This is a genomic window from Laceyella tengchongensis (assembly GCF_900182735.1).
Lineage (GTDB): Bacteria > Bacillota > Bacilli > Thermoactinomycetales > Thermoactinomycetaceae > Laceyella > Laceyella tengchongensis.
Map to the genome: position 1 here is coordinate 35176 of NZ_FXTU01000006.1, position 22319 is coordinate 57494.

23 protein-coding genes and 1 other annotated feature are annotated in these 22319 nt (G+C 51.1%); of the genes, 19 read left to right on the forward strand and 4 right to left on the reverse strand.

What is annotated here, in order from left to right; translation table 11 throughout:
- Window positions 1-5: 5 nt before the first annotated feature.
- Both QQZ12_RS12440 and QQZ12_RS12445 read right to left on the reverse strand, forming a co-directional pair.
- Window positions 6-929: a metal ABC transporter solute-binding protein, Zn/Mn family gene (locus QQZ12_RS12440; RefSeq protein ID WP_284724499.1), complete on the reverse strand. Its 924-nt coding sequence runs from the start codon at window positions 927-929 to the stop codon at window positions 6-8.
- 246 nt (window positions 930-1175) lie between these two features.
- Entirely contained in the window at window positions 1176-2096 is a 921-nt protein-coding gene (locus tag QQZ12_RS12445) for a DMT family transporter (RefSeq protein WP_102992072.1), read from the reverse strand.
- A gap of 244 nt (window positions 2097-2340) precedes the next feature.
- On the opposite strand from QQZ12_RS12445, the gene QQZ12_RS12450 reads away from it, so the two are divergent.
- From QQZ12_RS12450 to leuD, 15 genes are all read left to right on the forward strand, one after another.
- A complete protein-coding gene (locus QQZ12_RS12450) occupies window positions 2341-2970 on the forward strand; it encodes a class I SAM-dependent methyltransferase (RefSeq protein WP_431606310.1) in 630 nt (209 codons plus the stop codon).
- A 35-nt stretch (window positions 2971-3005) separates the two neighbouring features.
- The gene (locus tag QQZ12_RS12455; protein ID WP_102992074.1) at window positions 3006-3881 is read left to right on the forward strand and encodes a polysaccharide deacetylase family protein; all 876 of its coding nucleotides are present in this window, start codon (window positions 3006-3008) and stop codon (window positions 3879-3881) included.
- An 83-nt stretch (window positions 3882-3964) separates the two neighbouring features.
- Window positions 3965-4825 carry a YitT family protein gene (locus QQZ12_RS12460; protein ID WP_102992075.1) on the forward strand — a complete coding sequence of 287 codons (861 nt, stop codon included), beginning with the start codon at window positions 3965-3967 and terminating at the stop codon, window positions 4823-4825.
- A 182-nt stretch (window positions 4826-5007) separates the two neighbouring features.
- On the forward strand, window positions 5008-5514 hold the full coding sequence (gene ruvC / locus QQZ12_RS12465; protein ID WP_102992076.1) for a crossover junction endodeoxyribonuclease RuvC: 507 nt from the start codon (window positions 5008-5010) through the stop codon (window positions 5512-5514).
- Window positions 5511-6122 carry a Holliday junction branch migration protein RuvA gene (ruvA, locus tag QQZ12_RS12470; protein WP_102992077.1) on the forward strand — a complete coding sequence of 204 codons (612 nt, stop codon included), beginning with the start codon at window positions 5511-5513 and terminating at the stop codon, window positions 6120-6122. The genes ruvC and ruvA overlap by 4 nt, the downstream gene beginning before the upstream one ends.
- A gap of 13 nt (window positions 6123-6135) precedes the next feature.
- Window positions 6136-7137, forward strand: coding sequence for a Holliday junction branch migration DNA helicase RuvB (gene ruvB, locus QQZ12_RS12475; protein ID WP_102992078.1), 1002 nt, complete (start codon window positions 6136-6138; stop codon window positions 7135-7137).
- Window positions 7134-7352 carry a DUF2905 domain-containing protein gene (locus QQZ12_RS12480; RefSeq protein WP_102992079.1) on the forward strand — a complete coding sequence of 73 codons (219 nt, stop codon included), beginning with the start codon at window positions 7134-7136 and terminating at the stop codon, window positions 7350-7352. Before ruvB ends, QQZ12_RS12480 begins: the two co-directional genes overlap by 4 nt.
- A gap of 190 nt (window positions 7353-7542) precedes the next feature.
- On the forward strand, window positions 7543-8577 hold the full coding sequence (queA, locus tag QQZ12_RS12485; RefSeq protein ID WP_102993803.1) for a tRNA preQ1(34) S-adenosylmethionine ribosyltransferase-isomerase QueA: 1035 nt from the start codon (window positions 7543-7545) through the stop codon (window positions 8575-8577).
- Between the two features lie 16 nt (window positions 8578-8593).
- Window positions 8594-9769, forward strand: a complete 1176-nt coding sequence (gene tgt / locus QQZ12_RS12490) for a tRNA guanosine(34) transglycosylase Tgt (protein WP_102992080.1) — start codon at window positions 8594-8596, stop codon at window positions 9767-9769.
- Window positions 9770-9788: 19 nt separating this feature from the next.
- Window positions 9789-10082, forward strand: coding sequence for a preprotein translocase subunit YajC (yajC, locus tag QQZ12_RS12495; RefSeq protein WP_102992081.1), 294 nt, complete (start codon window positions 9789-9791; stop codon window positions 10080-10082).
- Window positions 10083-10560: 478 nt separating this feature from the next.
- Window positions 10561-10806 (forward strand) — a binding site (T-box leader).
- Between the two features lie 99 nt (window positions 10807-10905).
- Complete coding sequence (gene ilvE / locus QQZ12_RS12500) at window positions 10906-11805, forward strand: branched-chain-amino-acid transaminase (RefSeq protein WP_106341911.1); 900 nt, start codon at window positions 10906-10908, stop codon at window positions 11803-11805.
- An 82-nt stretch (window positions 11806-11887) separates the two neighbouring features.
- Complete coding sequence (locus QQZ12_RS12505) at window positions 11888-13435, forward strand: 2-isopropylmalate synthase (protein WP_102992083.1); 1548 nt, start codon at window positions 11888-11890, stop codon at window positions 13433-13435.
- 19 nt (window positions 13436-13454) lie between these two features.
- On the forward strand, window positions 13455-14558 hold the full coding sequence (gene leuB, locus QQZ12_RS12510; protein WP_284724500.1) for a 3-isopropylmalate dehydrogenase: 1104 nt from the start codon (window positions 13455-13457) through the stop codon (window positions 14556-14558).
- Between the two features lie 4 nt (window positions 14559-14562).
- Complete coding sequence (gene leuC / locus QQZ12_RS12515; protein ID WP_425436564.1) at window positions 14563-15966, forward strand: 3-isopropylmalate dehydratase large subunit; 1404 nt, start codon at window positions 14563-14565, stop codon at window positions 15964-15966.
- Window positions 15966-16592 (forward strand): 3-isopropylmalate dehydratase small subunit, encoded by a 627-nt coding sequence (gene leuD / locus QQZ12_RS12520; protein ID WP_284724501.1) that lies wholly within the window; start codon window positions 15966-15968, stop codon window positions 16590-16592. Before leuC ends, leuD begins: the two co-directional genes overlap by 1 nt.
- A 56-nt stretch (window positions 16593-16648) precedes the next feature.
- On the opposite strand, the gene QQZ12_RS12525 is transcribed toward leuD, so the two are convergent.
- Window positions 16649-17041, reverse strand: a complete 393-nt coding sequence (locus tag QQZ12_RS12525) for a TIGR04086 family membrane protein (RefSeq protein WP_022736096.1) — start codon at window positions 17039-17041, stop codon at window positions 16649-16651.
- A gap of 173 nt (window positions 17042-17214) precedes the next feature.
- Here QQZ12_RS12525 and QQZ12_RS12530 point away from each other — a divergent pair, with 173 nt between their 5' ends.
- Window positions 17215-17898 carry a DUF421 domain-containing protein gene (locus QQZ12_RS12530; RefSeq protein ID WP_106341907.1) on the forward strand — a complete coding sequence of 228 codons (684 nt, stop codon included), beginning with the start codon at window positions 17215-17217 and terminating at the stop codon, window positions 17896-17898.
- On the opposite strand, the gene spoVB is transcribed toward QQZ12_RS12530, so the two are convergent.
- Window positions 17895-19469, reverse strand: coding sequence for a stage V sporulation protein B (gene spoVB / locus QQZ12_RS12535; RefSeq protein WP_106341906.1), 1575 nt, complete (start codon window positions 19467-19469; stop codon window positions 17895-17897). The genes QQZ12_RS12530 and spoVB overlap by 4 nt on opposite strands.
- Before the next feature lie 164 nt (window positions 19470-19633).
- Between spoVB and QQZ12_RS12540 the strand changes: the two genes are divergently transcribed.
- The 3 genes from QQZ12_RS12540 to secF all read left to right on the forward strand — a co-directional run bounded on the left by QQZ12_RS12540 (window position 19634) and on the right by secF (window position 22292).
- Complete coding sequence (locus QQZ12_RS12540; RefSeq protein WP_321195640.1) at window positions 19634-19936, forward strand: post-transcriptional regulator; 303 nt, start codon at window positions 19634-19636, stop codon at window positions 19934-19936.
- A 228-nt stretch (window positions 19937-20164) separates the two neighbouring features.
- The gene (gene secD / locus QQZ12_RS12545) at window positions 20165-21394 is read left to right on the forward strand and encodes a protein translocase subunit SecD (protein WP_284724502.1); all 1230 of its coding nucleotides are present in this window, start codon (window positions 20165-20167) and stop codon (window positions 21392-21394) included.
- Complete coding sequence (gene secF / locus QQZ12_RS12550) at window positions 21384-22292, forward strand: protein translocase subunit SecF (protein WP_223248063.1); 909 nt, start codon at window positions 21384-21386, stop codon at window positions 22290-22292. Before secD ends, secF begins: the two co-directional genes overlap by 11 nt.
- Window positions 22293-22319 lie beyond the last annotated feature (27 nt).

Below are 22319 nucleotides of genomic sequence, written 5' to 3' on the forward strand. Positions count from 1 at the left end.
TACATTTATTTTAATGCTTCCGTAATGACATCAACATTGTGCCGCACCATGCCGATATAGGTTCCAGCTGGCGTTCCGGTTTCGCCCATCGCATCCGAAAACAGCTGTCCCCCGATGCGCACGTGATGCCCCCGTTGCCGGGCACCTTGCACGACTGCTTCGATAGAGCGCTTCGGCACGCTTGATTCCACGAATACCGCTTTGATTTTGCGCGAAGTGAGCAAGTCTACCAAGCCGGAAACATCGGCAATGCCATATTCAGCCGTGGTGTTGATTCCTTGCAAGCCCACCACTTCCATGTCGTAGGCGCGGCCAAAATAGCCAAATGCGTCATGCGCAGTAACCAGCACGCGTTGTCTTTTGGGGATGGAGCCGATTTGCTGGCGAGCGTATTCATCCAATTGTTCCAGCTTTGCCAAATACTGCTGAGTTTGGCGCTCGTAATCTTGTCGGTGCTGGGGATCGATTTGGCTCAACGTCTGTTTGACCCGGTTGGTTGCTTCCATCCACAGTTGGACATCAAACCAGATGTGGGGGTCTAATTGATCTTTTTCAGCAGTGAGCAGTTTGCTTTTGGGAAGATGGTCGGAAACAGCCACCACGGATTTTGTTTTTCCGATTTTCCTTAGTATTTCTCCCATTTTCCCTTCCAAATGGAGTCCGTTATAAAAAATCAGATCCGCGTCATCCAGTTTCTGAAGATCGCCTTGGGATGCTTTAAACAAATGTGGATCTACTCCGGGACCCATGAGGCTTGTGACTTGGACGTGCTTGCCTCCCACGTTTTTCACGATGTCGGCGATCATACCGGTGGTCGTGGTTACGCGGAGAGGATAGTGCGTCTTTTTTTTATTTGCCGGTTGGCAAGCGCTTATGAACAATAACGGCAAAATAAAGAGAACAATCAAACTCGCGCGAATCCGGTTCATAATGGTCTCCTCCCGAGAACGATTTCCAATGTTTTCATCAATCTTTGTCCATATGCATAGATTATGCACGAATGCATATAAGTTGGTTTAGTGCAAAACTCGGATTAATTATATTCTAGTTAAAGTCTTTCTATATTGTCAATGAATAAGTTGTTGCTCAAAAAAGAGTTTGCCCTTCAAAAGCAACCACCCTGCACCCTGATGCACTTTTATCGTGCACAAAGGGGCAGGGTGTTCATCATGGAGTTAGGGTGAGTGTGATTGGGTTCGCTTGTGGCGATGAAGTAGAGACCGCGGTAATTCGGCCACGATCATGCCAGCCAAGATGCATAAGCAGCCCAGCATCGCGCGCCAGCTTAGTTCGGTGCCAAACCAAACATAATCAGCGAGCGCAGCGAAAACGGGTTCCATGGCGAATATGAGGGCGACGCGGGTGGGGTGGGCCACTTTCTGCACATGGGTTTGCGCGATGAATGCCAAGGTGGTCGCCAACAAGGAAGTGATCAACAATGTCACCAAGACAAGGGGTTTAAAGAGAATGTCCGCGCGCCACACCTCTTTCCAGGGTTCGAACTGGAGCGCAGAGAAGAAGCTTAATAAGGAAACCGCGCTCAACTGAATCGCAACCAAGAGAAGGGGGTTAGCGTGGGGAGAGTATTTGCCGGTGTAGACGATTTGCAAAGCGAAAAAGATGGCGCAGAGAAAAGCGAGTAGATCGCCGGTGTTGATGGAATGGAAATCCGTGAAAGCGAGCAAGTATAGTCCGATGACGGCCATGGTCACACCGATGAGCCCATTCGGCGTAATCGCGGTTTTTAAGATCGGTTTGGCCAAAAAGGGAACCAAGGCGACGGAAATGCCGGTGAGGAACCCAGACTTGCCCGAAGTGGTATAAAACAGACTGAGCGTTTGTAGCGCGTAGCCGGCAAACAAAAAGAAGCCCAATATCGAACCAGCCAGCAAATGGTGTTGCCAATTTATCGAAAATTTCGTGTGATCTGGCCGGAAGGCGAAGATGAGCAACACGGCGGCTGCCAGCGAGAAGCGGAAGGTGAGATACCAAAATGGCGGCAAGGTGTGAATGGTGTCCTGCACGATGACGAAAGTGGCGCCCCAGACGAAGGCAATGAACAACAATATGAAGTCGGTGGACACACGACTCTTCATGACCAACCCTCTTTTCTTCTTGCTAGATAGCGTTTGCCTTTTATCCTACCATTTTTTGCGTGTGGAAGTGATCACTTTCCGGTCGCTTAGGGCGCGGGCGGCTGGCGCCATTGCCCAAATTTCTCAGTTATACAAAAGGTGGGTCAAGGGGACGCTTGTAGAAGAAACAGCAACGGGATAGAATAATATTATAAATCCAATTGGATTAATCGGCATTAGGAAAGGGATGGGGAGTATGACCATTTTGTCTCAACCATGGGTAGAACGGTTACGTTTTTTTCATACGTTTATTAAAACCCCACATCTGGTGGGAAGCGTGGCTCCCAGCTCCCGCTACTTGACCAAGGCGATGATGAGCAAGATTCCGTTTTCTTCTGCATCGACCATCGTGGAATTGGGAGCGGGCACAGGAGTGTTTACCAAGGCGCTAGCTCAATTGGCGCAACCAGGTTCACATGTGATGATTTTTGAGCAAGATGAACCGTTGCGAAAGTCACTGCAAACGCGTTTTCCGCAGTTCCAGATCGAATCGGACGCATTGGAGTTGCTCCGGGTGCTTGAACAGAACAAGTTGGGAAGAAATCAGGTTGACGTGATCGTCTCGGGTCTTCCGTTCGCCTGTTTTTCGCAGGGTTTGAGAGACGCGTTGCTGGAGCAAGTGACGGGCGCGTTGAAACCAGGGGGGATGTTTGTCGCTTTCCAATATTCGTTGCAGATGAAGCGCCAGTTTTCCGAGTGGTTTGCAGAGATGTCCTTGGAGTTCGTACCGATGAATCTGCCCCCAGCATTCGTTTATACTTGCCGAACCGAGAGTGCAGACAGTAAAAGTAGTTATTCCGTACAGAACCCATCCCTTTGCGCTAACATCGATTGATTTGGAGATTTCTGCGTACAGTAGGAGTGAATGGAATGCCAGATCAACGGAAAATGAAATGGGGGATATTGGGATTGTGTGCGGTCTGCCTGATCGGCTGCATGCAAAATGATGAGGCGCTCCTCGCGGCGACAAAATATGTGCAAAAAGCCCGGCAGGAACAGAAGACATCCTCTGGAAACGGGCAGCTACCGCGCCAGCCGGTTGAACAGCATCGTTTGAGCGGGGCCAAGGATGTGATGTTGGGCAAACCGCCGATGGCAGCTGATGCAAAGAAGACAGCTATACCAGCACACCCGCGTTTGCGCAAACGAGTAGCATTGACGTTTGACGATGGCCCTGATTTGCAATACACCCCCCAAGTGTTATCTGTCCTAAAGAAAGAACGGGTTCCAGCCACGTTTTTTGTGGTGGGAAAGATGGTTCAAAAGTACCCGAAAGTGGTGCGGCGGATGGTGCGGGAAGGGCATGTGGTGGGAAATCATTCTTACTCTCACCGAGAACTTACCAAGCTCACCATGGCCCAGCTGGATGCTGAGATCAAACTTACTGACGCTTTGATCTACCGCGCCATCCACAAAAAACCCCTCTTCTTCCGTCCGCCATTTGGGGTGATTGATGAGAAAATCACTGCCCATCTAACCAAAAAGGGTTACAAAATGATCCCATGGAATGTGGACACACTGGATTGGCAGGAAGGAAACTCTTCCGATGATATCGTCAATAAAGTGAAAAAGGATATTGAAGCGGGCGGCATCGTTTTGCAGCACTCCTTCGGTGGACCGCAAATCGAAAACACGGTTAAAGCGTTGCCCCGGATTATCGCTTACTTGAGAGATAACGGATATGAATTTGTCACCATCGACCAATTGTACGATATCCAAGCATATTCCGAAACAGGTAATCCGTGAGCATACAGGAGTCGGTTCTGCAACTTATGCCGTTTATGTAGCAAATCGTGAAATGGGTTTGTAAATGGAGGACACTGAGGATCATGGAGAAGAAGAAAAGCAGGTCTTGGTATCTGTTCAGGCACATCATTTTGATTATGATTGGCGCCGTTTTGGTTGCCATCGGTTTGGAACTGTTCATGGTGCCCAACAACGTCATCGACGGCGGCATCGTGGGGATATCTATCATTTTATCTTATCTGACAGGGTTGAATCTGGGACTGTTCTTGCTCGTTCTCAACCTGCCTTTCTTTTTATTCGGATATAAGCAGATCGGGAAAACGTTCGCTTTGTCCACATTGTTGGGTGTGTTGACTATGGCGGTCAGCACTTCCTTGTTTCATCATGTGGACAAGGTGACGAATGATCCGCTGTTGGCTGCCGTATTCGGCGGGATCATCGTAGGGATTGGCGTCGGGATTGTCATTCGGTACGGTGGATCGTTAGACGGCACGGAAGTGATGGCCATCTTGCTCACCAAGCAGTCCCCGTTTTCGGTGGGCCAGATTGTGATGTTTTTCAACTTGTTCATTCTGGGTAGCGCTGGCTTTGTGTTTGGTTGGGATCGGGCCATGTACTCGCTGATCGCTTATTATATCGCGTTCAAAATGATTGACATCACCATCGAAGGATTTAATGAAACACGGTCGGTTTGGATTATTAGCGAGAAATCCAGGGCCATCGGAGACGCCCTATTGAGCAGATTGGGGCGAGGGGTTACTTATTTTAATGCTGAAGGCGCTTACACGGGAGAGGATAAGGAAGTGATCTTCTGCGTGGTGACCCGTCTAGAAGAAGCCAAGCTCAAAGAAATCGTTGAAGAGATCGACCACGAAGCCTTTTTGGCCATCGGGCATGTCCATGATGTGCGCGGCGGCCGGTTTAAAAAGAAAGATATTCACTAAGGACGTTCCTATTCGCTATTGCAAAGATCTTTTTCACCCCCTCACCTACTTTAACTTCATTTGCCCGAACCCGTCCTAAGACAAGCTGTGCGCGTTCTTTCGTGCAGGGCTCTTTTTTTTGTCCGGGTATGGTATAATTTGCTGAGAATGAATGTTCGCTTTATGGAGAGGGGCTTCAAACCATGCGAATCATGGGAATTGATCCGGGGATCGCCATCGTCGGGTTTGGTGTGTTGGACCGGAGGGGAAACCATTTGAAGGCGGTTGAATACGGCAGCATCCAAACGGAAGCCGACTTGCCGACCGCAACCAGATTGAAACAGATTTATGACGCGTGCACCAAGCTGTTTCGCGTTTTTCAACCCGACGTGGTCGCGATTGAAAAGTTGTTTTTCAACCGCAATGTGACCACGGCGTTCACGGTAGGGCAAGCGCGCGGAGTGATGATGCTGGCCGCAGAGGAAGCCGGCGTGCCGATCACGGAGTACACGCCGTTGCAAGTGAAAATGGCGGTGGTCGGGTATGGGCAGGCTGAAAAAAAGCAGGTGCAGGAGATGGTGAAAATGCTTCTGAATCTGCCGCGCGCGCCTAAGCCGGATGATGTTGCCGACGCGTTGGCCATCGCCATCTGCGAAGCGCATTCATCGCAATCGATACATAAGTTAAGCAAGTGGGGAATGAAATCATGATTGAATTCGTCAAAGGGGAAGTCGTGTACCACGAAGCCGACTATCTGGCGGTTGATGTGCGCGGGCTCGGCCATCAAGTGTTCGTCCCCAATCCGTTTGCGTTTACTGACGGGGAAGAGGTGATGCTGTACACCCATTTTGTGGTGCGGGAAGACGCGCAGTTGCTTTATGGCTTTAAAACCAAGCGGGAGCGCAACCTGTTCCGCCTGCTGTTGGAAGTGTCCGGCGTCGGGCCGAAAGCGGCCTTGGCTATGTTAACGCATATGTCGCCAGAAGCTTTGGTTCGAGCGATACATATTGAAGACGTCAAAACCTTGACCAAGCTCCCTGGGGTCGGCAAGAAAACGGCGCAACGGTTGGTGCTTGACCTGAAGGACAAGCTGGCCAAACTGGGTTGGGAGCCAAGCCTGGATCTGGCTGCCGAAACCGCATCGTTGCCACCAGTGGTGCCAAACGCGGAGCGCGACGTGATTGATGCGCTGTTGGCCCTTGGCTATAATGAGGAAGAGGCGGAGTGGGCGGTGCGCGAAAGCGGACAAAGGATTGACGCGTCTGTGTCCACGGAAGAGTGGATCAAGAAAGCGTTGCAGGCGATGATGAAGCGATGAGGGGGGACGGACGATGGATGACCGCATCATCTCGGCCAAATTGACCAACGAAGACGAAGAAATGGCCGAATTTAGTCTGCGCCCCCGTTTTTTCAGTGAATATATCGGGCAGTCGCGGGTCAAAGAGAATCTTAAAGTTTATATCGAAGCGGCCAAAATGCGGGGCGAGGCGTTGGATCATGTGCTGTTGTACGGGCCGCCTGGATTGGGGAAGACGACGCTCTCCAATATCATCGCCAACGAATTGGGGGTTAGCATACGCACCACTTCGGGGCCGGCGATTGAGCGACCGGGTGACCTTGCAGCCATTTTGACCAATTTGCAACCGCATGACCTGTTGTTTATCGACGAAATCCACCGTTTGAATCGGTCAGTGGAGGAAGTGCTTTATCCGGCGATGGAAGATTTCGCGCTCGACATTGTGATCGGGAAGGGGCCGAGCGCGCGCTCTGTCCGGTTGGATTTGCCCCCGTTTACACTGGTGGGGGCGACGACGCGGGCCGGGTCGCTATCTTCGCCGCTCAGGGATCGGTTTGGCGTGATGAGCCGCTTGGAGTATTATACGGTGGAAGAATTGACCTTGATCGTTTCTCGGGCGGCCGATTTGTTGCAGGTGCCGATCCAGGAAGCAGGAGCGGTTGAAATCGCGTCCAGAGCAAGGGGAACGCCGCGGATTGCCAACCGTTTGCTGAAACGGGTGCGCGATTTCGTGCAGGTACGTGGAGAGGGAATCATCACCGAAGCGGGAGCCCGTGACGCATTGGATCGCATCCAAGTGGATAAAATGGGGTTAGATCATGTGGATCATCGGCTGTTGATGACGATCATCGAAAAGTTTCGCGGTGGCCCAGTTGGTCTGGAAACGCTCGCGGCGACGATCGGTGAGGAATCGCACACGATTGAGGACGTGTACGAGCCGTATTTGATGCAAATCGGCTTTTTGCAACGCACCCCGCGTGGGCGGATGGTCACCATGCGCTGTTGCGAACATTTACAAGTGGAGTGGCCTAAATGAATCCTGTGGCGAAAACCTTCATCATCATCGGCGTCATCCTGGTTGTGGTCGGCCTGATATGGCAAGTAGGCGGCAAGTATTTGCCTCTGGGTCGCTTACCCGGGGATGTCGTGGTGGAAAAGGAGCAAGTGAAGATTTATTTTCCGATCATGACTTGCATTCTCATCAGTGTGATTTTGTCGTTGGTTAGTTATCTGATTCGTTTTTTTCGTTAGAGTGCAGTCAGCGGGGGTGGGTGGCGAACCGTTTCAACAGCCACCCGCCTTTTCGTTTCTCCGGAAGCGGTGAGTGATGCCCTAGATGGCCGCCGCTTTTCGGGTGGGTTGGACTTGTCCCGTTATGGGCTTGAACAGACAAGCTACGGGACAAGTGGAAGGTTTGAATTGTTTGAGAGAAGGGATCAAGATGGACGTAGCACAATATCACTTTGAATTGCCGCAAGAATTAATCGCCCAAACCCCGATCAAGGACCGGACGGGCTCCCGCCTCATGGTGGTTGACCGCAAGCGCCAGACGTGGGAGCACACCCGGTTTCCGCATTTGCTTGATTATTTGGAAGCTGGAGACGTGTTGGTGCTGAATGACAGTCGGGTTCGGCCAGCCAGATTGATCGGAGTCAAAGAGGAGACGGGCGCCAAAATCGAACTGCTTTTGCTTAAGCCGCTTGGAGAAGACCGTTGGGAAGCGTTGGTCAAACCGGCCAAGCGAGTAAAAGAAGGAACGGTGGTCTGCTTTGGCGGCGGGCGTTTGCGGGCAGTGGCCGAGGCATCTACTGAGGTGGCGGGCGGCCGTGTGTTTCGCTTGGAATACGAGGTAGACGATGTAGAGTCGCTGTTTCAAGAATTGGGCCAAATGCCTCTGCCTCCTTACATTCATGAGCAATTGGACGATCCGGAGCGTTATCAAACCGTTTTTTCTAGGGTGATTGGCTCGGCGGCGGCGCCCACGGCGGGATTGCATTTCACTCCGGAGTTGCTGGAGCAAGCGAAGCAAAAAGGGGTGAAACTGGCGTTTGTAACCCTTCACGTCGGCTTGGGCACATTTCGGCCGGTGACGGTGGAAAGAGTGGAAGATCATCACATGCATGCTGAGTATTATGAGCTGAACCAAGAAACAGCTGCCCTCATCAATGAGGCCAAGCGGCAAGGGAAGCGGGTAATTGCGGTCGGAACCACTTCTGTGCGCACACTAGAAACGGTGGCCTCCCGCCACGGCGGAGAGGTGCGGGCCGATAGCGGCTGGACGGATATCTTCATCTATCCCGGTTATGTTTATCAGGTAGTTGACGGCTTGGTCACCAATTTCCACCTGCCGCAGTCTACCCTGCTTATGCTGGTGAGCGCTTTCGCGACAAGGGAATTGATCATGAAGGCTTACGAAGAAGCGGTGAAACAGCGGTACCGATTCTTCAGTTTTGGAGATGCGATGTTGATTATTTGATGTGATCATCTCTATAATGGTTATTAGCGACGCAAATTTGGTAGGAGGAAACATCTTGGCTGTTCGGTATGAACTGATTAAAACATGCAAGCAGTCTGGTGCCCGCTTGGGCCGTTTACATACACCGCACGGGACGATCGAAACGCCGATCTTCATGCCTGTGGGAACGCAAGCCACCGTTAAGACAATGAGCCCGGAAGAATTGAAAGAGATGAACGCGCAAATTATCTTGTCCAACACTTATCATCTCTTTTTGCGTCCGGGGCATGACATTGTCAAAGAAGCGGGTGGCCTTCATTCCTTCATGAATTGGGATCGGCCCATCCTGACCGATAGCGGTGGATTTCAGGTGTTCAGCCTGAGCCAGCTGCGCAACATCACAGAAGAAGGGGTAACATTCCGTTCGCATTTAAGCGGGGAAAAGCTGTTCATCAGCCCGGAAAAGGCGATGGAAATCCAAAACGCGCTCGGAGCGGATATCATCATGGCCTTTGATGAATGTCCGCCACACCCGGCTGAAAAAGCGTATGTTAAAGCTTCCACCGAACGTACATACCGCTGGTTGAAGCGTTGCATCAAAGCGCACGCACGACCGCATGACCAGGCGCTGTTTGGGATTGTGCAAGGAGGCATGCATCAAGACCTGCGCGAAGAGAGTGCCAAGCAATTGGTGGAGTTGGACTTGCCGGGGTATGCGGTTGGTGGTTTGAGCGTAGGCGAGCCCAAAGAGGTCATGTATGAAGTGTTATCTTATACCACACCACATCTGCCTGTGCACAAACCACGCTACTTGATGGGTGTAGGCTCGCCGGATGCCCTCATCCAAGGGGCGATTTTGGGGATTGACATGTTTGACTGCGTATTGCCGACGCGTATTGCGCGCAACGGAACCACCATGACTAGCCAAGGCCGATTGGTAGTGCGCAACGCCAAATTCGCGCGGGATTACACCCCACTTGATCCGGCATGTGATTGTTACACCTGCCGCAATTACACACGTGCGTACTTGCGCCATCTGATCAAGGCGGATGAAACGTTCGGGTTGCGCTTAACGACCTATCACAACCTGTATTTCCTGCTTAAGCTGATGGAGCAAGTGCGGCAAGCGATTCGCGAAGATCGCCTGCTTGATTTCCGCGATGAGTTCATGATGAAGTATTATGGATCGTTAAGTCCGAATGCTGCTTTTTAATTGAACAGGAGGGTAAATCATGGGTCAACAATTAATGGGAATACTCCCTATGCTATTGGTGTTTGTCGCTTTTTATTTCTTTTTGATCCGTCCACAACAAAAACGGCAGAAAGAGCGCAACCAGATGCTGAGCAATCTGAAAAAAGGGGACAAGGTTGTCACCATTGGTGGGTTGCACGGCACCATTGTGGATTTGAGTGAAGAGAAAGTTACGCTGAAAGTGAACGAAAACACCCGCTTGGTGTTTGAACGCTCGGCTATCAACAGTGTGGCTACCGCTGATGATGCGGCTGCTACCAAATCAGCGGAATAATGATCCGGGAAACCCTTGGTAACGGGCCAAGGGCTTTTTCTTATGACCAATCCATACAAAACTGATTGGATTTAAATTGTTTTCATCAAACTATTGTTAATGTTAAATGTTAGTAAAAGGGGACCTGATCATGAATATCCCCCTATTTAAATACGGGGGAGGTCGCTTCAGCCCTGTGCCATCAGGCATAAAAAACGGAGAATACGGATTAAAAAATTCTTGTTGACAAGGTAGAGAAGACTTCTTATAATCGTTTTTAATAAGTAAGCGGCAATCCCATTTAACAAAACATATCATCTGACAAATCCTATTTTTCAACACGATTTGTTTGATTTTTAATCTTAAATCGCTTGGTATTGTCCATACGGATGGGGTTGTTGACAAAGGATAAGTGAAGTTTTATAATGCACATAATAAATTGATAGAAAAGTAGCAATGTTCCTGCTTAAAAAATAACATAGTGGGTATTACCTCAGACCAAAAAGCGATGAAGAGGACTAGTAGAAGTGCAGAGTGTGTACAGAGAGCTGTCTCTAGGCTGAAAAGACGGTCACCCTCCCACTTCGAATCTCACCTTGGAGTTGCGCTTTTGAAAAGGGCTCAGCCCCCAAGTAAAAAGCGACGGTTGCCCCCGTTACCGGGCATGAGTCGTTTGGACTCGCCGAGTCCGTTTTCGCGAGAAAGCGGAGAAGCTGAGTGGTACCGCGAAACCCTCGCCTCAGCAATCGAAACCGGCCGCACCTGACAGGAATGCGCGCCATTTGATTGTTGAGTCGGGGGTTTTTTCATTTCCTTATTAATAAAACACAAGGGGGAGCTTAACATGCGGGAAAAATGGGTTTACTTGAATGGTGAATTTGTTCCCAAGTCGGAGGCAGTGGTTTCCGTGTTTGACCATGGCTTTTTATACGGGGATGGGATCTTTGAGGGGATTCGCTGTTATTCTGGCAACGTTTTTTGCCTGAAAGAACACATTGTCCGGCTATATGAGTCGGCCAAGTCGATCATGCTCGACATTCCGCTCACACCGGAGGAAATGGAAGCGGTCGTCGTTGAAACGCTTGAAAAGAATGGCCTGCCCGATGCTTATATTCGATTGGTTGTATCTCGCGGTGTGGGTGACCTGGGGTTGGACCCACGCAATTGTAAACAGGCGAGCGTGATTGTCATTGCGGAAAAATTAAGTTTGTTTCCGCAGCGGTATTACGATGAGGGATTGGAAATTGTCACTGTTCCGACTCGTCGCAATGTCCCGGATGCGCTCAACCCCAAAATCAAATCATTGAATTACCTCAACAACGTCCTGGTGCGCCTAGAGGCAGCACGGGCAGGAGTGCATGAAGCGTTGACCCTCAATCAAGATGGATATGTGTGCGAAGGTTCTGGCGATAATATCTTTATTGTGAAAAACGGTAAAATCTGCACACCGCCGACCTATGTTGGCGCGCTGGAAGGGATTACGCGCAATGTGGTGATGGAGTTGTGCGAGACGTTTCAAATTCCTTGTGCGGAGGTTCCGTTTACACGGCACGATGTCTATGTGGCCGATGAAGTTTTCCTGACGGGCACAGCGGCAGAAATGATTCCGGTCGTGAATGTGGACGGTCGCATCATCGGCAGTGGGAAGCCGGGGCCCATTACGGCGAAGTTGACAGAGGCTTTCCGCCAACTTACGGTTCAGCGGGGCACAAAAGTGCCAGGGATGTTTTCGACAAGCGTGTGAACCTGCGGGAAGCATGATTAGAAAAGTTGGCGATGGCGAGGGTGGAGCTTTCAAGATTTAAGGATGCAAAGGAGAGCGAAAAATGGGAAAAATCGAGATTTTTGATACCACGTTGCGGGATGGGGAGCAATCAGCCGGAGTCAATCTGCACGCAGATGAAAAGTTGGAGATCGCTTGCCAATTGGAGCGATTGGGTGTGGATGTGATGGAGGCGGGCTTCCCGGCGTCCTCACGAGGTGATTTCCTATCAGTACAAAGAATCGCCCGTACGATTCGAAAATGTTCTGTCGCCGCCTTGGCACGCTCCACGAAAAATGACATCGATGCGGCCTGGGAGGCGATCAAAGAGGGGGGTAACCCCCGCATCCATGTATTTATCGCAACATCGCCGATCCATATGGAGCATAAGTTGCGGATGACGCCAGAACAAGTAGTGCAAAAGGCGGTCGAGTCAGTCCGATATGCCGCGAACTTCACTAGCAATGTGGAATGGTCGGCTGAAGACGCGACGCGAAGCGATTGGGATTTTCTCGTCGAGATTGTGACGAAAGTGATCGATGCGGGTGCGACAGTGGTCAATCTACCCGATACAGTCGGTTACGCCACGCCGCAAGAATATGCTGGGATGTTCCGCTATTTGCGGGAGCGAGTGCCCAACATCCACCGCGCCAAGCTTTCGGCCCACTGTCATGATGATCTGGGCTTGGCAGTGGCCAACTCCTTGGCATCAATCGAGGGAGGGGCGGAGCAGATCGAGTGCACAATTAATGGCATTGGTGAGCGGGCCGGCAACGCTTCACTCGAAGAAATCGCCATTGCGCTGGCCATTCGCAAACAAGTGTACCAAGCCGAAACAGGGCTGGAACTAAACCAAATAGTACGTACTAGCCGTTTGGTTAGTAAGTACACCGGCTTAGCTGTCCCTCCCAACAAAGCGGTGGTCGGAGCCAATGCGTTTGCGCATGAATCGGGCATTCATCAAGACGGAGTACTAAAAAACAAGCTGACCTATGAGATCATCCGCCCAGAAATGATCGGCCTTTCTTCCAATGCCATCGTGCTCGGTAAGCATTCAGGCCGTCACGCGTTCCGAAACAAGTGTGAAGAATTGGGGATTCAATTGGACGATGAACGGTTCCATCTTCTGTTCAAACACTTCAAAGAATTGACGGAAAAGCGCAAAGAGGTTACAGATGAGGATATCATGGCCCTGGCAGCTGATTTGACTGGCAAAGAGAAAGGGGCCGATGCGTACGAACTCGTTTTTCTGCAAGTGCATTATGGCGCGCAAGGCGTATCCACGGCCACGATTGGAATCAAGACGCCAGAAGGGGAGTTCGTCCAAGAAGCGGCTACAGGAAACGGCAGTGTCGAAGCGATTTATCAGACGATCCAGCGCTTGCTTCCCGAGCCGATCGAGCTGATGGACTATCGCATCCAATCGACTACGTCTGGCATCGATTCGCTGGCAGAAGTCTATGTCAAAGTGAAGCACCAAGGCCATGTCGGAACAGGGCGTGGCATCGACAATGACGTGCTTGGCGCTTCGGCCAAAGCGTTGTTGGATGCGATCAACCGCATCATGGTAAAAGTGCGGGCAGGAGCTGTATTAGCGACGAACCATCATTAACAGAAAGGATGTGGGAAGTATGCGCGTTGCCGTGTTACCGGGTGACGGAATCGGTCCCGAGATCACGAGAGAGGCGGTGAATTTGCTGGAAGAAATCGTTCGCCTCTTTCAACGGAACATTGAAATTCAGTACGGGCAAATCGGTGGGGCAGCCATTGATGAAGAGGGGACGCCGTTGCCAAAAGCGACGCTTCAATTATGCCGCACCAGCGATGCCGTTTTGTTAGGGGCGGTTGGCGGCCCCAAGTGGGATGGCCAACCAGGTCATTTGCGCCCAGAAGCGGGCTTACTCGCTTTGCGCAAAGAACTTGGGCTTTACGCCAATCTGCGTCCGATTACCGTCTTTGCTGGCTTGGAGGGAGCATCCCCGTTGAAGGGGGAGCTGTTGCAGGATGTAGACATGGTGATCGTGCGGGAGTTGACCGGTGGCTTATATTTTGGTACCCCGAAGGAACGTCGTCGGAGCGGGCAGGAATGGGAAGCAGTTGACACCTTGCACTACACAGAAGCGGAAATCGAGCGAATCTTGCGGCTCGGATTTGAGATGGCCCGCCAGCGTCGCCGCCTCCTGACATCGGTGGATAAAGCTAACGTACTAGAAACTAGCCGGTTATGGCGGGAAACGGCGGAACGGTTGGCACTTGAATATCCCGATGTGACTTTGAACCACTTGTTGGTGGATAATGCGGCGATGCAATTGATCAAATGTCCAAGCCGTTTTGATGTGATCGTGACGGAAAACATGTTTGGGGACATATTGAGTGACGAAGCCGCGATGATCACTGGTTCGATTGGTATGTTGCCTTCCGCCAGCCTCAGTGAGACGGGTCCGGGGCTGTATGAACCGATTCATGGCTCTGCGCCTGATATCGCGGGTCAAAACAAAGCCAATCCATTGGCCATGTTTTTGTCCGTCGCCATGATGTTGCGCCAAACGGCGGGTTGGGCTAGAGAGGCGGATGCCATCCAATCCGCGATTGAGTCGGTACTGGCTGAAGGATGGCGAACGGAAGATTTGGGTGAGCCGGGAACGGCTCGCTTAACCACGTCGGAGATGGGAGCCAAGGTGCGCGAAGCATTGGCACAATATGCAAAAAGGGGAGGGATCAGATGTGGCGGGTAAAACAATGTTTGATAAGATTTGGGAGCAACATGTGGTTGTCGCGGAAGAAGGCAAGCCGCATCTACTGTACATTGATTTGCATTTAGTGCATGAGGTCACCTCGCCGCAAGCGTTTGAAGGGTTGCGCATGGCTGGTAGGAAAGTGCGACGGCCTGAACTTACGTTCGCGACCATGGATCACAATGTGCCGACCGACAATCCATTTACAGTGACAGATCCGATAGCGGGCAAGCAGATTGAAACCTTGCAAATGAACTGTGAGGCGTTTGGGATTTCTTTGGCCGATTTGCATAGCGAAGAACAAGGGATTGTCCACGTCATCGGCCCGGAATTAGGGTTGACGCTACCAGGCAAGACGATTGTATGCGGAGATAGCCACACATCGACGCATGGCGCGTTTGGTGCACTGGCGTTCGGCATTGGTACTAGTGAACTGGAGCATGTGCTGGCGACTCAATGCTTGTGGCAAACAAAGCCTCGAACGCTGTTGGTTGAATTAACTGGTCGACCACGCCCAGGTGTGACCGCCAAAGATGTGATCCTCGGTTTGATCGCTCAATATGGGGTTGATTTCGGCACAGGCCATGTGATCCAATTTGCAGGTGAAGCAGTTCGAGCCATGTCGATGGAAGAACGGATGACCATCTGCAACATGTCGATTGAAGCCGGGGCCCGGGCAGGTCTGATCGAACCGGATGAGACGACGTTTGCTTATTTAAAAGGCCGTCCCTATGCGCCGAAGGGGGAGGATTTCGACGCCTGTGTGAAGTTGTGGCGGGAATTGGTTACAGATCCCGATGCGGTCTTCGACCGGGTGATCCAGTTTGATGTTTCTGCTTTGGAACCCCAGGTCACATGGGGAACCCATCCCGGCATGGGCACTAGTATCAATGGTATCGTACCTGATCCTGATACCTTCCCCACAGAAATGGAACGGCTTGCGGCAAGGCAAGCGTTGGCTTACATGGGGCTTGAACCCGGCACCAAGATTTCGGACATCCCGATCCAGCACGTATTTATCGGCTCTTGTACCAACTCGCGGATAGAAGACCTGCGTCTTGCAGCACAAGTGGTACGAGGACATAAGGTATCACCAAAAGTCCGGGCCATCGTGGTTCCCGGTTCAAAACAAGTTAAACGGCAAGCGGAACAGGAAGGATTGCATGAGATTTTCATCACAGCGGGTTTTGAATGGCGTGAGCCGGGTTGTAGTATGTGTTTGGCGATGAACCCCGATGTGGTACCGGCGGGGGAACGGTGTGCTTCCACTTCAAATCGGAACTTTGAAGGAAGGCAAGGGCGGGGAGCGCGCACCCATCTCGTGTCTCCGGTCACAGCTGCCGCCGCGGCGATCGCTGGTCGATTTGTGGAGCCGGGGCAATTACAGAAGCTGGAGGAGGTTAACTGATGGAGGTATTTGTTCGTCACCAAGGCATTGTTGCACCGTTGGATCGGCCTAATGTGGATACGGACGCAATCATTCCTAAACAGTTTTTGAAGCGGGTGGAGCGATCTGGGTTTGGACAATTTCTCTTCTATGATTGGCGCTATTTGCCCAATGGGGAACCTGACCCGTCTTTCGTGCTGAATCAGCCACGTTATGCTGGAGCGAGCATCCTCCTCGCCCGCAACAATTTCGGTTGCGGATCATCGCGCGAGCACGCACCTTGGGCGCTGGCCGATTATGGTTTTAAAGTGATCATCGCCCCCTCGTTTGCCGACATTTTTCACAACAACTGTTTTAAGAATGGCATGTTGCCCATCGTGTTGCCAGAAAAGGATGTGGAGCACCTTTTCCAACAAGCGGGGCGGGGGCAGTACCGCTTGGAAGTGGATTTGGAAGCGCAAGTGGTGCGGGACGATGAAGGCACGACATGGAGATTCCAAGTCGACCCTTACCGGCGTGAGCGACTGCTGAAAGGCTTGGATGACATCGGTGCCACGCTACTTCACGCCGATCGCATCACCGCTTATGAACAGTCGGCGAAAAAACCGTATCAAGATGTGTATCGCACCACGGGATCAGTAACCTAGCACAACAAACCGCCTTCTCTCGCCAATTGGACGGAGGAAGGCGGTTTGTGTTTTGGTCATGGTTTAGTGTTTACGCCGATCATGCCGCCCAACCCACCGACGGCGAAGGCGAAGCAGAGAAAAGCCAACGGGTTGATGGTAGGGGCCGCGTCAAACGCCAAGAAGCTCAGCAGCCAGACCAATAACACGAACAGCACGCCTTGAATTCCGCCTATCATCCATCCTTTCCGCCCCGCGCGGCGTCCGGAAGCCAGTCCGCCGGCGAAGAGAGCGCCTGCGTTCACAATGTAGGAAATGGCTGTCACATTGTCTGACGGCAACGACGTATATCTGAGGCCCAACGCGGCGAGGAAAGAGCAGAACAAAATGATTCCCCAGATCCAACATTGGCCCACAAGCCAAGGGGATTGCCATCCCTTTTTTGCAGTGTCAAACAAAGCTTCTTTCATCCTCTGACCTCCTTTGGGCAAGTTGGTACATGTTATGACAGGCGAGTCCAAAATATCACTGTCCGGGTCAGACATAAAAATGGATCGCGCTGCGGAAACTAACCGGTGAATTACGTCACGTGGAGCGATGTCAGGGGAGCCTGTAAGTCTGGATGAAAGGAGGTTGCCGAAACATGGGGTCTATCCTCTTGCGCACCGTATTCATTTATGTGTTTCTCCTAGTCATCATGCGTGTCATGGGGAAACGGGAGATCGGTAAGTTGTCGATTTTTGATTTGGTTGTTTCTTTCATGATCGCCGACATTTCGTCCATGGCCATCGAAAACAAAGAGGAACCGCTGATCACCTGGATTTCCCCGATCATCCTGTTAGCTGCTTTGCAAATTTTGTTATCCTTCATTTTGATTAAAAGCGAACGGATTCGGAATTGGGTGGAGGGTAGTCCGGTTCCGTTGATTGAAAATGGGAAAATCGTCGACAAGAATATGGCCAAGTTGCGATACAATCTGGATGATTTGCTCACCCAGTTGCGGGAAAAAAACATTCCCGATGTCTCCGATGTGGAATTTGCGGTGTTGGAAACGACAGGGAAGCTGAGCGTGTTTCCTAAAGAGGAGAAACGGCCTGCATTCAAGGAGGATGTGAGACGGGATCTCAAACAGTTTCGGATGCCTATCCCCGTGATCATCGACGGGAAGGTGCAGGAAGAAGGACTCAAAAAGTTGGGGCAAAACCGCTTTTGGCTCAAGGCGGAAATCCAAAAGCGGGGTTTGAAAGATTTTAAAGAGGTGTTTTATGCGGCGGTGAACTACGAAGGGCGGTTGTACATTGATCGGAAGGACCGCCCAACGCGTTAATGGGGCAGGCATTTGGCCATCCATTTGCCGACATAGGGAATACGCCGCACGTCATCTTTGCGGATCAGTGAGAGCGACACTAGGCACAGCGCGTAGATGGACAAACTGCCGAAAAAGCCGGCCGCGGTTTGGGCGAATAAGGTCCAGTGTTCCATATGGATGCAGGTATAGGTGACTAAGCCTGTGGCTGCGGTGGCGACGCACAGTTTGCCCAGATCTTTCAAAGGAAGACGGAAAGAAATGACTTTTAATATATCGATGAAATGCAGGGTCGTGACGATGACAATGCCGCAATTGATGGCCAAGGCGACCCCGTCGATCCCCAATTCCGGCTGGGAAGCGAGGGCAAAAATCAAGATGGTCTTAACTACCGCTCCGATGATGGAATTGCGCATGGGGGCTTTCGCGTTATCCAATCCTTGCAATACCGATGCGAAGGGGCCTTGCATGGCATGCAACACAGTGAAGGGAGCCATGATTTGGATTAGCCGCGCTACATCGGTTTGGCGGTAGAGCAGGATGGATAGCGGTTCCGCCAGCATATACATGAGCAAGGCGCTTGGCAATGCCACAATCAGGTTTAAGCGGACAGCCTGTTGTAGGCGGTGAGAAACCAAGCGGGTATTGTTTTGCGCTGCCGCTTCACTGATCGCCGGTACGAGCGAAACGGACAGCGCGTAAGTGATGAATGAAGGAAAAAAAACGAGCGGGATCGCCATGCCTTCCAATTGGCCGTACAACCCAGTTGCCGCGGCCGTGGCGATGCCGGCGAGAGCCAAACTTTGCGAAACGACAATCGGTTCGATCGCATAAGAAAACGAACCAACCAAACGGCTGGTGGTGACAGGAATGGCCAAGCGCAACAGATCGCGCAGACTTTCGCGCCATTGTTGCGAATGTTGTTTCTTGGCAAATGAGAGCTTACGCAATTTGGGGCGCCCAGCATCTCGTTTAAATGAATAAAGCAGATACAAAAGCCCGGCAAATTCGCCGATTACCATGCCGATCATGGCGCCCGCCGCCGCGTATTCAACACCGTAAGGGAGCAGGATGGTGGCTAATATTAACACCGTAAAAATGCGCACGGTTTGCTCAATGATGGTGGACATGGCGTAAGGGCTCATGTTTTGCCGCCCCTGAAAATATCCGCGGAAGATCGAAGAGATGGCAATGATAGGAATGATTGGTGCGATGCCGAGCAACGCATAAACTGCCCGTTGGTCCGTGAGTAGCGTTTTGGCAATCCATGGAGCGAAGAGCAGGACAAAACTGGTAATCAACACACTAGTGATAACGACGATGAAGATCGATACAATGAGAATGGAGCGAATCCGTTCCGTTTCGTTTTTTGCCTCAGCTTCGGAGACCAATTTGGAGATGGCCACCGGCAATCCAGCGGTGGTGACCACAATGGTGAAAACCAGGATGGGAAACGCCATTTGAAACAGCCCCATGCCTTCGTCCCCGATGATGCGGGAAAGAGCGATCCGATAAACAAAACCAAGGATTTTAGTGATAAGGCCTGCGCCGACTAAAATCAGCGTCCCGTATAAAAATCCCTTGCTTTTCATAGTTCGGCCTCTCTTTCGCAAAAGTTTACTAAAACGTATGACTTGTCCGTGCGACTCATGCCAAAAAAATTGTGGAATGTACGGGTAGGATTTTGTATTCTAAAAACCGAAAGAGGATATGAACAAAAGGCAGGTTTTTGATACGCAGAGCGAGGAGGAACACCATGGCAAGACAAGGATCGTTAAAGTCAGTCAGTCGGCAGAAGCAATCACAGCGCGAATTCATGAGCGAGCAGGAATTGATGACATGCATCGAGGATCTCTGCAACAGCAAAGCGGCCGAATTTCGTATGTATGGTTATGAAAATGTGACGGGTGAACAGATTTGGGCCTGCGTCTCCGAAAATTACCGGCGCGGCTGGCCCCGGTTAAACCGCCTGGTTAATGATATCATGTCGCTAAAAGCGAATCGGTTTATGAACTGGCTGATGCTGTCGGTATATAAAGATGATGATGAGCAAAAATAAAAAACGGGCGAACATTTTCTATCGAGTTGGGAATGTTCGCCCCGTTTTTTTGACAGGGTTGGACGCATTCATTACAATCAGACTAGGCGTACGTTAGACAGAGTATTAGGAAAATAAATAATAACTTTACCCATTTGTCATTAATCGTGAGCTCCTTGAAAATTGACATTCCTTCAGATGCGCCGGATAATGAGTATGTTGGTGTGATACATAAAAGGAGGAGCAACCATGAAGATTCGCAAGGGCAAACTGGTGGCTTTTTGCCTGATGGTGGTGGTGATACTGGGCACTGTCGCCACAACCACACTCGACGTATGGAATAACATAACCAAAGGCCTTGACCTCCAGGGCGGGTTTGAAGTGCTGTATGAAACGGAACAAAAAAATGTTAGCCTAGATGCCCTGAAGGACACCGCTGCTGCGTTGAACAACCGGATCAACGTGTTGGGGGTGAGCGAACCGGAGATCACCGTTGAAGGGGGCAACCGTATTCGCGTGCAACTGGCTGGGGTCAAAGACCAGAACAAAGCGCGTGAAATGCTTGGAAAACAAGCGAAGCTGACCTTTCGTGACCCTACCGGTAAAAAGATATTGATGGAAGGGAAAGACCTCAAGGAAAACGGGGCTGGTGTGGGTTATGACCAATTAAACCGTCCCGTGGTGACGCTAAAGTTGAAAGACCCGAAGAAATTTGAAAACATTACGCGCACCTACCTAGGACAACAACTTCCGATCTATTTGGATGACAATCTGCTCAGCGCGCCGCAAGTGCAAACGGTCATTGCGGGTGGGGAGGCACAGATCTCGGGGCAAAAAGATGTGAAAGAGGCACAGGAATTGGCCGACTTGCTCAATGCTGGGGCCATTCCACTGAAGTTGAAAGAAGTGCAAAGCTACTCCGTTGACGCGTCGCTTGGCGCTGATTCGTTGCGCGACAGTTTGATTGCTGGATTGTACGCGCTTATCGCCATCTTTATTTTCGTCATCGGTGTGTACCGCTTGCCCGGCTTTATCGCCGTGATCACGCTTATCGCTTACTCTTACCTCGTGCTGTTGACATTCATGTTGCTTGATGTGACCCTGACGTTGCCAGGAATCGCCGCGTTTATCCTAGGGATCGGGATGGCGGTCGACGCCAACATCATCATGAACGAACGGATTCGCGACGAACTCCGGATCGGACGAAGCATCGCTGGTGCGGTCAAAGCGGGTTCCAAGCGTTCGTTCCTGACCATCTTCGACGCCAACATCACGACCGTTATTGCCGCGGTTGTGCTGTTCATCTTCGGTACCTCCGCAGTCAAGGGCTTTTCGGTTTCGCTGATTGTGGGGATTATCGTCAGCTTCCTCACTGCTGTGGCGCTGTCGCGGATCATGATGACGCTCTTGGTTCGGTCCAATTTGCTTAAGCGGCCAGGATTGTTTGGCGTAAGGGAGGATGAGATCAGTGACCTATAAGTTCGATATCATCAAGCACCGCAAAACGTATCTGCTCATCGCCCTAGCCGTGATGGCGGTGTGTGTTGTGTCCCTTGTATGGCAAGGGCTGAACCTTGGAATCGACTTTAAAAGCGGAACCCGCCTGGATATTTCACTGGCACCCAATGCAAAGATCGAGAAAGCGCGCGAGGCGCTGGAGGATATGGGCTACAATAATCCCAACATCCGTATAGGTGGCACGAAAAATGAGATTGTCATCTTCCGTGTGGACAAGTCCTTGTCACGGCAAGATATTCAAAAGATCAAAGCAAAATTCCAAGAAACGTTTAACCTGACTCCTAAAGTGCAAGAACAAAGAGTAGACCCGATCATCGGGCGCGAATTGGCGAGCAATGCGATCAAGGCTACCGTGATCGCGTCGCTCTGTATCGTGGTGTATGTGGCGTTTCGCTTTGAGTGGCGGTTTGGGGTGGCGGCGGTGATCGCCTTGGTTTATGACTCGCTGTTTACCATCGGGATGTTTTCACTGTTGCGTTTAGAAGTGGACGTCGTTTTTATCGCCGCTGTATTGACCATCATCGGGTATTCGATCAATGACACCATCGTGATCTTTGACCGGATCCGTGAAAATATGGAAACGATGAAGCCGAAGAAATGGGAAGACTTGGCGAAGGTAGTCAATGTCAGCATCAACCAGACCTTGACGCGTTCGATCAACACGGTGTTGACGGTGGCTTTTGCCGCTTTTGCCTTATGGCTGTTGGGCGGGGAGAGCATCGCAAACTTCTCTTTGGCCCTGTTGTTTGGCCTGATTTCCGGGGCTTATTCTTCCATTTTTGTGGCGAGCCCATTGTGGATTGGTTGGAAGTGGAAAGCGATGCAAAAGAAAAATGGGGAGCCGGTGGCGGCGGAATAACCGCCAATCTGGCTTCAAGAGGCCGCG